This is a genomic window from Pseudomonas sp. TH31, from assembly GCF_016650815.1.
Taxonomy (GTDB): domain Bacteria; phylum Pseudomonadota; class Gammaproteobacteria; order Pseudomonadales; family Pseudomonadaceae; genus Aquipseudomonas.
This window is the reverse complement of sequence record NZ_JAEKEZ010000029.1, coordinates 148,953-162,798: the sequence shown is the minus strand read 5'-3', so window position 1 is coordinate 162,798 and position 13,846 is coordinate 148,953. Positions and strand designations below refer to the sequence as shown.

Here is a 13,846-nt window from a genome sequence, read left to right as displayed (position 1 = left end):
CTTTTTCATGTAGGGAAACCTGACCCATGGCAGGAAGCAGTTTGCTGGTGCTGATCGACGATATTGCCGCCGTACTCGATGATGTAGCGTTGATGACCAAAATGGCCGCGAAGAAAACCGCCGGTGTGCTCGGCGATGACTTGGCGCTCAATGCCCAGCAGGTCAGCGGCGTACGCGCCGAACGGGAAATCCCGGTGGTTTGGGCCGTGGCCAAGGGCTCGTTTCGCAATAAACTGATTTTGGTGCCGTCGGCGCTGGCCATCAGCGCGTTCGTACCGTGGCTGGTCACGCCGTTGTTGATGGTCGGCGGTGCGTACCTGTGCTTCGAAGGGTTCGAGAAACTGGCCCACAAGTTTCTGCACAGCAAGGCTGAAGATGACGCCGGGCACGCCCAATTGGTCGAAGCCGTGGCTGATCCGGCGACCGATCTGGTGGCGTACGAACAGGACAAGATCAAAGGTGCGATTCGCACCGACTTCATCCTCTCGGCGGAAATCATCGCCATCACTCTCGGCACGGTGGCCGACGCCACGTTGACCCAGCAAGTGATCGTGCTGTCCGGCATCGCCATCGTCATGACCATTGGCGTCTATGGCCTGGTAGCGGGCATCGTCAAACTCGACGATCTTGGCCTGTGGCTGACCCGGAAACCGGGGCAAATGGCCAAAAGCATTGGCGGGGTGATCCTGCGTGCTGCACCGTACATGATGAAAAGCTTGTCGGTGATCGGCACGGCGGCGATGTTTCTGGTTGGCGGCGGGATCCTGACCCACGGCGTGCCTGTGGTGCATCACTGGATTGAAAGTGTCGGCGCGAGCGCGGGTGGGGCGGGGTTTATTGTGCCGGCGTTGTTGAATGCGGTGGCGGGGATTGTGGCGGGTGCGGTGGTGTTGGTGGGCGTTATGGCGGCGAGCAAAATCTGGAAATCCGTGAAAGGCTAAAGCCTGATTATTTCCAGAGACCACCACAATCAAATGTGGGAGCGGGCTTGCTCGCGAAAGCGGTGTGTCAGTCAACATCTCTGTTGAATGTGAAGCCGCCTTCGCGAGCAAGCCCGCTCCCACATTGGGTTTGTGGTGTGGCCGGAAATGAAAAAGGCCATTCGATTCGCATCGAATGGCCTTTTTTGTTGCCGTCAGATTTTGTGCCGCCAGAGTTACTCGGCAATCTGCAACTTGCGGGACTCTGTGTAGACGTAACGCACCTTCTCGTACTCGAACGGCGAGTTCAATTGGCCGTAGCGGAAGCTGGTCTGGTAGCGCTTGTCGACACCGCGCAGGACCCAGATTTCCGGGTGGTTTTCGCTGACTTTGGAAACGTTCAGGAAGTTGATCGCCGATTCACCGGTGTAGTCGACGGCCAGGCCTGCGGTGTCGCGCAGGTTGGACGGGCCGAGGATCGGCAGGACGAAGTAGGCACCGCCCGGTACGCCGTAGAAGCCCAATGTCTGGCCGAAGTCTTCGCTTTGGCGCGGCAGGCCCATGGCGGTGGCCGGGTCCCAGAGGCCGGCGATGCCGAGGGTGGTGTTGAGCAGCAGTCGCCCGGTGGTTTCCAGCGAGCGATGGCCCTTGAGCTGCAACAGGCTGTTGAACAGGTTCGGCACGTCACCCAGGTTATTGAAGAAGTTGCTCACGCCGGTGCGCAGGAAACTCGGGGTGATGTAGCGATAACCGTCGACCACGGGCAGGAACACCCATTGGTCAAAGCGGTAGTTGAAGTGGTAAACCCGGCGGTTCCACTCCTCCAGCGGGTCATAGACGGCCAGTGCGTTGAGCGTCGAGCGTTCGAACTCGCGTTGGTCCAGCCCTGGGTTGAACTTGAGTTTGCTCAGCGGTTCCTTGAAGCCATCGTTGTCGATAACGACCGGTGCGTTGGCTTTGCTGTTGTCGGCTTGGGCGACGCCTGCACAGAGTAACGCTGCGAAAAGCAGGAGATATTTAGCCACGGAAGAACTCCAGCATGGCGTCGCTGTTGACGCGATAGTTAAGGTTGCCGCAGTGGCCGCCCAGTGGGTAAACGGTCAAGCGATCACCGAATGTCTTGCGCAGGAAACCCAGGTCGCCAGGGCCGAGGATCACGTCGTCGGCGTTGTGCATGACCGAGATTTTCGGGCTGTCGTGCAGGTAATCCTTGAGCGCATACAGGCTGACCTGGTCGATCAGTTGCAGCAGGCTGCCGCCATCGGTGCGGGCGCGCCACATCGGGATGACCTGTTCGGTGATGTAGCAGTCGAAGTCGCATTGCAGCGCACGCTTGAGGAACGGCGTGAGGCTGGTGCCTTCGGTGATCGGGTATTTCGGCGGGGTGATCAGGCCACGGCGGTTGATCAGGTCCGAGGTGAAGGCAATGTCGGCCGCCGAGAAGCGGAACGAGGTGCCGATCAGCATGGCCATCTGCTCGTTGGTCAGGTGTTGCTTGGACTGCTGGAAGTCATAGAGCAGGGCATCGTTGAGGTCGATGTAGCCTTTCTGCTGGAAGTAGCGGGTCAGTTTGCTCAGCACCAGTTCATAGAAGGTCGTGCTGTTGTTGATGCCCTTGACCTCGGTCTGTACCAGCTTGTCGAGGTTGGTGATCGAGGTATAGAGGTTGACCGGCGGGTTGAGCAGCAGGACTTTCTTGAAGTTGAAGCTGCGACGGGTTTCGTCCAGGTGTGCGACGAACGCGGCATCCAGTGCACCCAGGCTGTAACCGGTCAGGAAGTACTCGGTGACCGGCGTTTTCGGGTTTTGCGCCCGTACGGCCTGCATCACCCGGTACATGTCTTCGGCATCTTCCTTGGTGATACCGGGCGTGGCAAAGCGTGAAGCGGCACTCATGAAATCGAAGCTGGTCGGCGACGACAGTTGCACCACGTGATAGCCGGCCTTGTAGTACAGCTTTTTCAGGTATTCGTTGAGGCTGCTGTCATAGCGTGCGCCAGTGCCGGCGATCAAAAAAATCAGCGGGGCAGCGTGATCCTGGGTGGCGATCCGGTAGGTGAGTTTCTTCACCGGCCAGAAGTTGTCCGGCAGGCTGAATTCACGCTCCGGGCGCAATCGGACGCTGCGGTCCTGCTGATTGATGTCCTCGTTGGACGGCAGCTCCGGGCGCAACTCCGGCGGCGTTGTAGCAATGGTTGCTTCGAACGGGTTGGTCAAAGGGTAGCCGTAACTGGCGGCGTCAATGTCGACCGCCAGTGCGGACGCACTCAAAATAAGGCCGCCAAACAAGGCGGCGAAGCGCAAGGAACGGAGCATGACTAAATCCCTTAGAGAAAGGTGCCGAATGAAGTTCGCAGGCTATGACCACGGGGGCGGCGTCAAAGTGCCATGGATCGGCACCAATCAGGCCTGATTTCGGAGTAATGGTAGCGGGACGATACACTTTGCAGTGATTGGCTGCCCAGTTAACTGTTGTTAACGCTTGCACACGGCTGCCGGGAGATTAAGCTGGCCGCCGTTTTCGTTTATTGGAGTGCTTCATGTCTCGCCGTCTGCCCGTGATTCTGCTGCTTGTTTTGCTGCCGTTATGGCTGGCCGCCAGTTATGGCGCGCGTTATGGCTTCATGGAGGATGCGCGGTGGGTCGGCCTCTGCGTGGACGAGGCGAGTCGCTGGGAATGCCAGGTTCGCTCGAACCTTGGCTTGATGATCCACTTCGCTGTGCTGGGCTGGGGCGCAATGGCCGCGGCAGTCATCGGTTTTGTCGTACCGGGCCGGGCAGGTTGGTGGCTGGCGGTGTTGGCGCTGGTGCTGGGGTTCCCGGCACTGGCGTTGTACAACACGACGCTGGCGGTGTTTGCGGTGGTGATTGCGGGGTTGCGGTTGGTCAGGGCGCCTGGCGTCGTTTGATAGAAAAAGATCGCAGCCTTCGGCGGCGCCCACAGGCGCGTAGGAGCTGCCGAAGGCTGCGATCTTTTGATCTTGCTTTACCGATGTTTACCCCTTGCGAACCCGCAAACTGCGCCACAACGCAGCAACCATCAGCACACTCACCAACGCCCAACCCCAGGCCTGCTGGTTCTGCAACCCTTCACGGAACAGCTGTGGCGCAATGCCGGCACCGATGATGAAGGTCAGCAAGGCAATCTCCCGACGCGGCACATTCACCGGACGGCACAGATACACCAGCGCCGGCAGAATGAACGCGACACTCGGGAAGCTGCGATAACGCGGGTCGAACACCAGTTCCAGCATCATCACCGCCGTGGCAAAGCCTGCCGTCGCCAGCAGCCAGCCGGCCCGACGCTCCAGCACGTTGAACACCCGTTCACGCCACCCGGTGCGAGCACTCAGCGTCAGCGCGGCATGGGCCAGCACCAACAGATTCAACGCCGTCAGCAAGCCAACCCACAGCCATTCACTGGCAAAACGGGTGGTGACTCGCGCCAGGTCGCCCCAGGCGCCGATCGAACCGGCGGCCAGCGCACCCAGCAGCGGCAGCACCAGCGCCGCCCGTGTGCTGCGAACCCGACCGCCCAGCAGCAATGTGCCGAAGAAGATCAAGCCGCCGACTGCCAGCCATTGCGACCAGTACGGAACATTTGTCACCGGACCGGCCAGTACGCCCTTGTCCTGGCGATCGGCATCAAACAGGCCCCAATAACCACCGACTGCCCCTTCGCTGGCGCGTTTCCACGGCTGGTCAAAGGCTTCGATCAGGTTGTAGTGCCAGCCTTGTTGCTCGGCCATGGCGACAAAACCACGAATGAACTTGGCCTCGTTGACCCGGCTCGGCAGGGCTGTTTCACGCTGGCGGCCTTCGCTCGGCCAGCCGGTTTCGCCAATCAGTACATCCTTGGGCGCGAACTTGTTACCGAACACCTGGCGGACCTCAGCCACGTGTTGCAGGGCGGCGTCGATGTTCGATGGATCATCTTCCCAGTACGGCAGCAAATGGATGGTCAGGAAATCCACCGCCGGGGCGACTTCCGGGTGTTTGAGCCAGAATTCCCAGACGTCGGCGTAAGTGACGGGCTGCTTGATCTGGCTTTTGACTTTATTAATCAGTGTCGCCAATTGCGCGCCGGTGACTTCCTTGCGCAGCAAGGCTTCGTTGCCGACGATCACCGAGGTCACCACGTCCGGGTTGGCGTTGGCCGAGGCGATCAGCAGGTCGACTTCCTTGGCGGTGTCCACCGGGTTGCTGTTGACCCAGGCACCGATCATCAGCTTCAAGCCGTGCTTGCGCGCCAGGTCGGGCAGGGCCTCGAGGCCGGTCATGGAATAGGTGCGGATGCATTCGAAGCGGGTGGCCAGCAGCGCGAGGTCGGCGTCCATGCGCTCGGGGCGCAGCTTGAACGGCTGATCGAATGGCGACTGGTCTTTGTCGAATGGGGTGTAGGAGGCGCATTGCAGCTTGTGCGAGGCGCTGGCCACGTCCGGCAGGATCACCGGTTTACCGAGGCCGTACCAGAAGCCGCCGAGGGCAAACAGCCCCAGCAGGCAGGCGAAGAGATAAGCAAAAAAGGAAAGCGTGATGTCGCGGGCATGATCAGGCCGTCTGGGAGCAAAGGCGCGCATGTTACCTGCATTTGCCCCGGGCTTGGTGGCCTGCATGATTTAGACATGCAAAGTTCGGGCGGATCGGGCGGGGCGTTTGCAGCGGTCACGATTAATGGCGTTCTGATGTCGTTTCTCGATGCCTTGAGGTCGCTGGCAGAGCAGGTCGCTGTTGTCGCGAGGTTGATTATCGAAGTATCAGTACTCCGCTGATGATCGAACGAGTTTGCGGTGAGGCGTGATGGGGGCGCTGTGCACCATAACAATACGTTGACGCCGCTCGGCATCCGTCGGGCGCAGCACTTTCGGGGAAGTAACGATGAAGATGCGACGACTTTTAGGCGCCAGTGCCGCTCTGGTACTTGCGATTGGCTCCACATTTGCGAATGCCGAGAGCAAAACCCTGAGCATCGGCTACGTCGACGGTTGGTCCGACAGTGTCGCGACCACCCATGTCGCGGCTGAAGTGATCAAGCAGAAACTCGGTTATGACGTGAAGCTTCAAGCCGTCGCCACCGGGATCATGTGGCAGGGTGTGGCCACCGGTAAACTCGATGCCATGCTGTCCGCCTGGCTGCCCGTGACCCACGGTGAATACTGGGCCAAGAACAAGGATCAGGTCGTCGATTACGGCCCGAACTTCAAGGATGCAAAAATCGGCTTGATCGTGCCGGAGTACGTCAAGGCCAAGTCCATCGACGACCTGAAAACCGATGACAGCTTCAAAGGTCGCATTGTCGGCATCGACGCCGGTTCAGGCGTGATGCTCAAGACTGATCAGGCGATCAAGGACTACGGCCTGACCAACTACACCCTCAAGGCCAGTTCCGGCGCCGGCATGATTGCCGAGCTGACCCGTGCCGAGAAGAAAAACGAATCCATCGCCGTCACCGGTTGGGTGCCGCACTGGATGTTCGCCAAGTGGAAACTGCGTTTCCTCGACGATCCGAAAGGCGTATACGGCGCGGCTGAAACCGTGAACAGCATCGGTAGCAAAGAACTGGCAACTAAAGCACCGGAAGTGGCCAAGTTCCTGAAAAACTTCCAGTGGGCTTCAAAAGACGAAATCGGCGAAGTCATGTTGGCGATTCAGGATGGTGCCAAACCTGAAGTTGCAGCCAAGGATTGGGTGGCCAAACACCCGGATCGCGTGGCTGAATGGATCAAGTGATTTGAGCGCAAGCGTCTAGTCAGTACCTTCCAGAGCCCCTTGGCATTTATGCCAAGGGGCTTTTTCGTTTCCGTGTGTTTACGGGGTGCAAAGCAGGCTAATTATTATTTTCTGAAAAGTGGCAAAACCGTCATGTCGTTCTAATACTAAGGTCGTCTGGAACCAGTTCCGCAGCCGCATAAAGTGGATACGTTCTAACAATAATCTGTGCTGCGAGGATAAAAACAATGAACGACAGCATTTACCTCTCGATTCAAAACAGCCCGCGTTTCAAGGAGCTGGTTAGTAAGCGAGAAAAGTTCGCCTGGATACTCTCCGCGATCATGCTTGGGCTTTACTCCGGATTCATCCTTTTGATTGCTTACGGGCCGCATATTCTGGGGGCTAAAATCAGCCCCGAATCTTCGATTACCTGGGGGATACCGATTGGTGTCGGGCTGATTCTCTCGGCCTTTATCCTGACTGCAATCTACGTACGACGCGCCAATGGCGAATTTGACGACCTGAACAATCTGATTCTCAAGGAGGCTCAGCAATGATCCGGCGTCTAATGGCTCTATTGAGCATCGCAGCCTTTGCACCCGGCGCCTGGGCGGCTGAAGCCCTGACCGGCGAAGTGCACAAACAACCCCTCAACGTTTCCGCGATCCTGATGTTTGTCGCATTTGTCGGCCTGACCCTGTGCATTACCTACTGGGCCTCCAAGCGCAACAACTCCGCAGCCGACTACTATGCGGCGGGTGGCAAGATCACCGGCCTGCAAAACGGCCTGGCGATTGCCGGTGACTACATGTCAGCGGCGTCCTTCCTGGGTATTTCCGCCTTGGTGTACGCCTCCGGCTATGACGGCCTGATCTACTCGATCGGCTTCCTGGTGGGCTGGCCGATCATTCTGTTCCTGATCGCCGAGCGTCTGCGTAACCTGGGCAAATACACCTTTGCCGACGTGGCGTCCTACCGCCTCGGGCAAACCCAGATCCGCACGCTGTCTGCTTGCGGTTCGCTGGTGGTGGTGGCGTTCTACCTGATTGCGCAGATGGTCGGTGCCGGCAAGCTGATCCAACTGCTGTTCGGTCTCGACTACTACGTTGCGGTGATCCTGGTCGGCATCCTGATGTGCATGTATGTGTTGTTCGGCGGCATGCTGGCGACCACTTGGGTACAGATCATCAAGGCTGTGTTGCTGCTGTCTGGTGCCTCGTTCATGGCGCTGATGGTGATGAAACACGTCAACTTTGACTTCAACATGCTGTTTTCCGAGGCGATCAAGGTTCACCCTAAAGGTGAAGCGATCATGAGCCCGGGCGGTTTGGTGAAAGATCCAGTCTCGGCGTTCTCCCTGGGCCTGGCACTGATGTTTGGTACGGCTGGCCTGCCGCATATCCTGATGCGCTTCTTCACCGTGAGTGATGCGAAAGAAGCGCGTAAGAGCGTGCTGTACGCCACTGGCTTCATCGGCTACTTCTACATCCTGACCTTCATCATCGGCTTCGGCGCGATCCTGCTGGTCAGCACCAACCCGGCCTTCAAAGATGCGGCTGGCGCGCTGTTGGGCGGTAACAACATGGCGGCGGTGCATCTGGCTGACGCGGTGGGCGGCAGTATCTTCCTGGGCTTCATCTCTGCGGTAGCGTTCGCGACCATTCTGGCCGTTGTGGCTGGTTTGACCCTGGCCGGTGCGACGGCGGTATCTCACGACCTTTACGCCAGCGTGATCAAGAAGGGCAAGGCCAACGACAAGGATGAGATCCGCGTCTCGAAAATCACCACCATCGCTCTGGGCGTGCTGGCGATTGGTCTGGGCATTTTGTTCGAAAGCCAGAACATCGCGTTCATGGTGGGCCTGGCGTTCTCCATTGCGGCGAGCTGTAACTTCCCGGTGCTGCTGCTTTCCATGTACTGGAAGAAGCTGACCACTCGCGGTGCGATGGTCGGTGGCTGGATGGGGTTGATCAGCGCGGTGGGCTTGATGGTGCTTGGGCCGACCATTTGGGTGCAGATCCTGCATCACGAGAAGGCGATCTTCCCGTACGAGTACCCGGCGCTGTTTTCCATGGCGATTGCGTTTGCCGGGATTTGGTTCTTCTCGATTACTGATAAGTCGGCGGCGGCTGATAAAGAGCGGGCGTTGTTCTTCCCGCAATTTGTGCGTTCGCAGACTGGGTTGGGGGCGAGTGGGGCGGTTTCGCACTAAGGTTTCAGGCTTGTCTATATAAGCTGCGTTAAACAGAAATGCCCCGGTCGAAAGATCGGGGCATTTTTGTTTGGCTTTGGCTTTGGCTTTGGCTTTGGCTTTGGCTTTGGCTTTGGCTTTGGCTTTGGCTTTGGCTTTGGCTTTGGCTTTGGACTTTGCTTTTGTAGGAGCGAGGCTTGCCCGTGAAGGCGGCCTGATAGCCGACCGGGATTTTGATGGTGTACATATCCATTTCTGCGGTAACGGCTACTTAGGGTTTCGCCCTTACGGCGACTCACTTTTTTTCAAACGCCAAAAAAAGTAAGCAAAAAAGCCTCGCCCCGAGCGTCCGGCTCCTCGCTTAGGCTCGGCGTTCCTTCGTTCCGGTATTCATCCGGGGGCATTGCCCTCCGGTCTGCTTCGCTACGACCTACATGCAATGTGTTCGACTGCGTCGAACGGCGCTGCGCGCCAATCCCCGGATGAACACCTCCGCTCAGCCTCCCGAAGGGGCGGGTAGATCAAGATCAAAAGCCAAAGCAATGGCAATGGCAATGGCAAGATCAAAAGATCGCAGCCTTCGGCAGCTCCTACAGGGGGGCGTATGCTTGACATCAGGCGGGCCGGCACGCCGAGCCTGAGCGAGGCACTGAGCGAAAGGGGCGGGAGCCCTTTGGTTACTTTGGTCTGGGCCGGCATTCCGGCTTTTCCAAAGTGACTCGCTGTAAGAGCGAAACCGCCAGCCGCCGTGACCGGAAAAACGGATATGTACACAAACAGCACAAACAAAAACGGCCCCTATATAAATAGAGGCCGTTCCCGGTACAACTTAAGACGTTATCGCAAGACAGATCTTATTTGCGGTCTTCCAGCTTGGTAATGTCACGCGACTCGTAGCCGGTGTATAGCTGGCGCGGACGGCCAATCTTGTACGGGCTGGAGAGCATTTCTTTCCAGTGGGAGATCCAGCCCACGGTCCGCGCCAAAGCGAAGATCACGGTGAACATGCTGGTTGGAATGCCGATCGCCTTGAGGATAATCCCCGAGTAGAAGTCGACGTTCGGGTACAGCGAGCGTTCGATGAAGTACGGGTCGGTCAGGGCGATCTCTTCCAGGCGCATGGCCAGTTCGAGTTGCGGATCGTTTTTGATGCCCAGTTCTTTCAGTACTTCGTCGCAAGTCTTCTTCATGACGGTAGCGCGTGGGTCGCGGTTTTTGTAAACCCGGTGACCGAAGCCCATCAGTTTGAACGGATCGTTCTTGTCCTTGGCCTTGGCGATGTACTTGTCGATGTTCGACACATCGCCAATTTCGTCAAGCATGGTCAGAACAGCTTCGTTCGCGCCGCCGTGGGCAGGGCCCCACAGTGCAGCGATACCGGCGGCGATACAGGCGAACGGGTTGGCCCCCGACGAACCTGCCAGACGTACGGTAGAGGTCGATGCGTTTTGCTCGTGGTCGGCATGGAGGATGAAGATCCGGTCCATGGCCTTGGCGAGTACCGGGCTGATCGGTTTGATCTCGCACGGGGTGTTGAACATCATGTGCAGGAAGTTTTCCGCGTACGTCAGGTCGTTGCGCGGGTACATCATGGGTTGCCCCATGGAGTACTTGTAAACCATCGCTGCCAGGGTCGGCATCTTGGCAACCAGGCGGATCGCGGAGATTTCGCGATGCTGCGGGTTATTGATGTCCAGGGAGTCGTGGTAGAAGGCCGAGAGGGCGCCGACCACACCGCACATGACGGCCATTGGGTGAGCGTCGCGACGGAAGCCGTTGAAGAAGGTCTTCAACTGCTCGTGAACCATGGTGTGGTTCTTCACGGTGCTGACGAACTGGGCCTTCTGTTCTGCGGTCGGCAATTCGCCGTTAAGCAGCAGGTAGCAGGTTTCCAGGTAGTCCGACTTTTCAGCCAGCTGTTCGATCGGGTAGCCGCGGTGCAGCAGGATGCCGTTGTCGCCGTCGATATAGGTGATCTTCGACTCGCAGGAGGCGGTCGACATGAAGCCAGGGTCAAAGGTGAAACGGCCCGTGGCCGTCAGGCCCCGAACATCAATTACATCGGGACCAACGGTGCCGGTTAAAATGGGCAGCTCGACGGGGGCTGCGCCCTCGATGATCAACTGCGCTTTTTTGTCAGCCATGTGGCCTCCTATTTATGCTTGAAATCATCAGACAGACCCCCACGCAGGGCCCGCACCACTATAGTGAGATAAATTCGAATGTCAATTTGCCTAAAGTCTTGCTCCAGAAGGCTTTAACCGGACTTTTTCCTCGAAATTACCTGCCATTTACGCCTTTTATCCGACTTGTGCAATGAGCTATTAGGGGGAGGCGAACGCGTTGTCATTAGTAGCCTAACTGTCTATACTCGGCCACCGACCGCCAGGGGCTTTTGGGCCTGCTTTATTGGGGGTCGCATCCCTGGGTGGTGGTTACCTGACCAGTGCACTCCCCAACAACTTTGCCCTGATTGTTAGGGGCTCTTCAGTGTGAAAAAAGCCGTGAAAAGCCAACGACCTGTAAACCTAGACCTAAGGACCATCAAACTCCCCATCACCGGCGTTACGTCGTTTCTTCACCGTGTTTCCGGCATCATCCTCTTCCTGGGCCTTGGCATCATGCTTTATGCATTGGGCAAATCCCTGGGTTCCGAGGAAGGTTTTGTCGAGGTGAAGGCATGCTTGACCAGTCCGCTGGCCAAGTTCGTAGCATGGGGCCTCCTGTCCGCCTTGCTGTATCACATGGTAGCCGGCGTGCGCCATCTGATCATGGACATGGGCATCGGTGAGACGCTGGAAGGCGGCAAGCTGGGCTCGAAAATCATTATCGCCGTGTCTGCGGTGCTGATCGTTCTGGCGGGAGTTTGGATATGGTAACCAGCGTAACGAACCTGTCGCGTTCCGGTCTCTATGACTGGATGGCGCAGCGTGTGTCTGCGGTTGTTCTCGCGGCTTATTTCATTTTCCTGATCGGATACCTCGCAGCGCACCCTGGCATTGGCTACGCCCAATGGCATGAGCTGTTTGCAAGCAACGGGATGCGTATCTTCAGTCTGCTGGCCCTGGTGGCCCTGGGCGCTCACGCCTGGGTTGGCATGTGGACCATCGCGACCGACTACCTGACGCCGATGGCGCTGGGCAAGTCCGCGACTGCAGTACGTTTCCTCTTCCAGGCAGTATGCGGCGTTGCGATGTTCGCCTACTTCGTCTGGGGTGTGCAGATTCTTTGGGGTATCTGATTCATGTCTACTACAGTTAATACGCTTTCGTTCGACGCCATTATTATTGGCGGCGGCGGTGCTGGCATGCGCGCTGCGCTGCAACTGGCACAAGGTGGTCACAAGACTGCCGTGGTAACCAAGGTTTTCCCGACTCGCTCGCACACCGTATCCGCCCAGGGTGGCATCACCTGCGCCATCGCCTCGGCAGATCCGAACGATGACTGGCGCTGGCACATGTACGATACCGTCAAGGGATCCGACTATATCGGTGACCAGGACGCTATCGAATACATGTGTTCCGTAGGCCCGGAAGCGGTTTTCGAGCTCGAGCACATGGGCTTGCCGTTCTCCCGTACCGAACAGGGCCGCATTTATCAGCGTCCGTTCGGCGGTCAGTCGAAAGACTTCGGTAAAGGTGGCCAGGCTGCCCGTACCTGCGCTGCTGCCGACCGTACCGGTCACGCACTGCTGCACACCCTGTACCAGGCCAACCTGAAGGCCGGCACCGTATTCCTCAACGAATACTACGGCGTCGACCTGGTGAAGAACGAAGACGGTGCCTTTGTCGGCATGATCGTCATCTGCATCGAAACCGGCGAAACCTCTTACGTCCGCGCGAACGCCACCGTCCTGGCGACCGGCGGTGCAGGCCGTATCTACTCGTCCACCACCAATGCCCTGATCAACACCGGTGACGGCGTCGGCATGGCTCTGCGTGCTGGCGTGCCGGTACAAGACATTGAAATGTGGCAGTTCCACCCGACCGGCATTGCCGGCGCCGGTGTACTGGTGACTGAAGGCTGCCGCGGTGAAGGCGGTTACCTGATCAACAAGCATGGCGAGCGTTTCATGGAGCGTTATGCTCCGAACGCCAAAGACCTGGCTGGTCGTGACGTGGTTGCTCGCTCGATGGTTAAAGAAATCATCGCCGGCAACGGTTGCGGTCCGGATGGCGACCACGTAATGCTGAAACTCGATCACCTCGGTGAAGAAGTTCTGCACAGCCGCCTGCCAGGCATCATGGAGCTGTCCAAGACCTTCGCTCACGTCGATCCAGCCGTGTCGCCGATCCCGGTCGTTCCAACCTGCCACTATATGATGGGCGGCGTGCCGACCAACATTCATGGTCAGGCAATCACGCAGGACGCCGAAGGCGTTGACCAGATCATCCCGGGCCTGTTCGCTGTAGGCGAAGTGGCTTGCGTATCGGTTCACGGTGCCAACCGCCTGGGCGGCAACTCGCTGCTCGACCTGGTGGTATTCGGTCGTGCTGCCGGCCTGTTCCTGGAGCAGACCCTGAAGGAAGGCGTCGACTACGCTCGTCCACGCCAGTCCGACATCGACGCTGCCCTGGCACGTCTCGATGGCCTGAACTCGCGTACCGAGGGTGAAGACGTCGCCACCCTGCGTAAAGAACTGCAAAGCTGCATGCAGAACTACTTTGGTGTATTCCGTACCGGCGAATACATGCAGAAGGGTATTGCTCAGCTGGCTGATCTGCGTGGCCGTATCGCCAACGTCAAGATCAACGACAAGAGCCAGGCGTTCAACACCGCTCGTATCGAAGCGCTGGAACTGCAGAACCTGCTGGAAGTGGCCGAAGCTACCGCCATCGCCGCAGAGATCCGCAAAGAGTCCCGCGGTGCTCACGCCCGTGAAGATTTCGAAGAGCGCGATGACGTTAACTGGCTGTGTCACACCCTGTATTTCCCGGGTGAGAAGCGCGTTGCCAAGCGTGCCGTGAACTTCTCGCCAAAAACAGTCCCGACCTTTGAACCAATGATTCGGACTTATTAAGGG

12 protein-coding genes and 1 pseudogene are annotated in these 13,846 nt (G+C 58.1%); 9 read left to right on the top strand and 4 right to left on the bottom strand.

The window, feature by feature from the left end:
• The first annotated feature begins 26 nt into the window (after nt 1-26).
• Complete coding sequence (locus JFV26_RS20095) at nt 27-941, top strand: DUF808 domain-containing protein (protein WP_201194935.1); 915 nt, start codon at nt 27-29, stop codon at nt 939-941.
• A gap of 215 nt (nt 942-1,156) precedes the next feature.
• Here the strand turns inward: JFV26_RS20095 and JFV26_RS20090 are convergent, their stop codons facing one another.
• Both JFV26_RS20090 and JFV26_RS20085 read right to left on the bottom strand, forming a co-directional pair.
• The gene (locus tag JFV26_RS20090; RefSeq protein ID WP_201194933.1) at nt 1,157-1,945 is read right to left on the bottom strand and encodes an MlaA family lipoprotein; all 789 of its coding nucleotides are present in this window, start codon (nt 1,943-1,945) and stop codon (nt 1,157-1,159) included.
• Nucleotides 1,938-3,236 carry a serine/threonine protein kinase gene (locus tag JFV26_RS20085; protein ID WP_201194931.1) on the bottom strand — a complete coding sequence of 433 codons (1,299 nt, stop codon included), beginning with the start codon at nt 3,234-3,236 and terminating at the stop codon, nt 1,938-1,940. The genes JFV26_RS20090 and JFV26_RS20085 overlap by 8 nt, the downstream gene beginning before the upstream one ends.
• A gap of 224 nt (nt 3,237-3,460) precedes the next feature.
• On the opposite strand from JFV26_RS20085, the gene JFV26_RS20080 reads away from it, so the two are divergent.
• Nucleotides 3,461-3,829: a hypothetical protein gene (locus JFV26_RS20080; protein ID WP_201194929.1), complete on the top strand. Its 369-nt coding sequence runs from the start codon at nt 3,461-3,463 to the stop codon at nt 3,827-3,829.
• Nucleotides 3,830-3,916: 87 nt separating this feature from the next.
• On the opposite strand, the pseudogene JFV26_RS20075 reads toward JFV26_RS20080, so the two are convergent.
• Nucleotides 3,917-5,511, bottom strand: a pseudogene (locus JFV26_RS20075) (glycoside hydrolase family 17 protein).
• 287 nt (nt 5,512-5,798) lie between these two features.
• On the opposite strand from JFV26_RS20075, the gene JFV26_RS20070 reads away from it, so the two are divergent.
• The 4 genes from JFV26_RS20070 (at nt 5,799) to JFV26_RS34245 (ending at nt 9,148) form a co-directional block, all read left to right on the top strand.
• Nucleotides 5,799-6,650, top strand: coding sequence for a glycine betaine ABC transporter substrate-binding protein (locus tag JFV26_RS20070; RefSeq protein ID WP_201194927.1), 852 nt, complete (start codon nt 5,799-5,801; stop codon nt 6,648-6,650).
• A 227-nt stretch (nt 6,651-6,877) separates the two neighbouring features.
• Complete coding sequence (locus JFV26_RS20065) at nt 6,878-7,189, top strand: DUF485 domain-containing protein (protein ID WP_059407499.1); 312 nt, start codon at nt 6,878-6,880, stop codon at nt 7,187-7,189.
• Complete coding sequence (locus JFV26_RS20060) at nt 7,186-8,844, top strand: cation acetate symporter (protein ID WP_201194925.1); 1,659 nt, start codon at nt 7,186-7,188, stop codon at nt 8,842-8,844. Before JFV26_RS20065 ends, JFV26_RS20060 begins: the two co-directional genes overlap by 4 nt.
• A gap of 70 nt (nt 8,845-8,914) precedes the next feature.
• Nucleotides 8,915-9,148, top strand: a complete 234-nt coding sequence (locus JFV26_RS34245; protein WP_201195900.1) for a hypothetical protein — start codon at nt 8,915-8,917, stop codon at nt 9,146-9,148.
• A 529-nt stretch (nt 9,149-9,677) separates the two neighbouring features.
• On the opposite strand, the gene gltA is transcribed toward JFV26_RS34245, so the two are convergent.
• Entirely contained in the window at nt 9,678-10,967 is a 1,290-nt protein-coding gene (gene gltA, locus JFV26_RS20050; protein ID WP_201194923.1) for a citrate synthase, read from the bottom strand.
• Nucleotides 10,968-11,315: 348 nt separating this feature from the next.
• Here gltA and sdhC point away from each other — a divergent pair, with 348 nt between their 5' ends.
• Genes sdhC through sdhA form a run of 3 tightly spaced genes read left to right on the top strand, consistent with a single transcriptional unit; the run spans nt 11,316 to nt 13,843 of the window.
• Nucleotides 11,316-11,702 (top strand): succinate dehydrogenase, cytochrome b556 subunit, encoded by a 387-nt coding sequence (gene sdhC / locus JFV26_RS20045; protein WP_201194921.1) that lies wholly within the window; start codon nt 11,316-11,318, stop codon nt 11,700-11,702.
• Entirely contained in the window at nt 11,696-12,064 is a 369-nt protein-coding gene (gene sdhD, locus JFV26_RS20040; protein ID WP_123510546.1) for a succinate dehydrogenase, hydrophobic membrane anchor protein, read from the top strand. The genes sdhC and sdhD overlap by 7 nt, the downstream gene beginning before the upstream one ends.
• Nucleotides 12,065-12,067: 3 nt before the next feature.
• Nucleotides 12,068-13,843, top strand: a complete 1,776-nt coding sequence (gene sdhA / locus JFV26_RS20035) for a succinate dehydrogenase flavoprotein subunit (protein ID WP_201194919.1) — start codon at nt 12,068-12,070, stop codon at nt 13,841-13,843.
• Nucleotides 13,844-13,846: the final 3 nt, after the last annotated feature.

Bases quoted from the DNA above. Each gene is read 5' to 3' on its own strand.
- JFV26_RS20095 (WP_201194935.1), top strand. From the start codon at position 27: ATGGCAGGAAGCAGTTTGCTGGTGCTGATCGACGATATTGCCGCCGTA.
- JFV26_RS20085 (WP_201194931.1), bottom strand. From the start codon at position 3,236: ATGCTCCGTTCCTTGCGCTTCGCCGCCTTGTTTGGCGGCCTTATTTTG.
- JFV26_RS20080 (WP_201194929.1), top strand. From the start codon at position 3,461: ATGTCTCGCCGTCTGCCCGTGATTCTGCTGCTTGTTTTGCTGCCGTTA.
- JFV26_RS20070 (WP_201194927.1), top strand. From the start codon at position 5,799: ATGAAGATGCGACGACTTTTAGGCGCCAGTGCCGCTCTGGTACTTGCG.
- JFV26_RS20065 (WP_059407499.1), top strand. From the start codon at position 6,878: ATGAACGACAGCATTTACCTCTCGATTCAAAACAGCCCGCGTTTCAAG.
- JFV26_RS20060 (WP_201194925.1), top strand. From the start codon at position 7,186: ATGATCCGGCGTCTAATGGCTCTATTGAGCATCGCAGCCTTTGCACCC.
- gltA (WP_201194923.1), bottom strand. From the start codon at position 10,967: ATGGCTGACAAAAAAGCGCAGTTGATCATCGAGGGCGCAGCCCCCGTC.
- sdhD (WP_123510546.1), top strand. From the start codon at position 11,696: ATGGTAACCAGCGTAACGAACCTGTCGCGTTCCGGTCTCTATGACTGG.
- sdhA (WP_201194919.1), top strand. From the start codon at position 12,068: ATGTCTACTACAGTTAATACGCTTTCGTTCGACGCCATTATTATTGGC.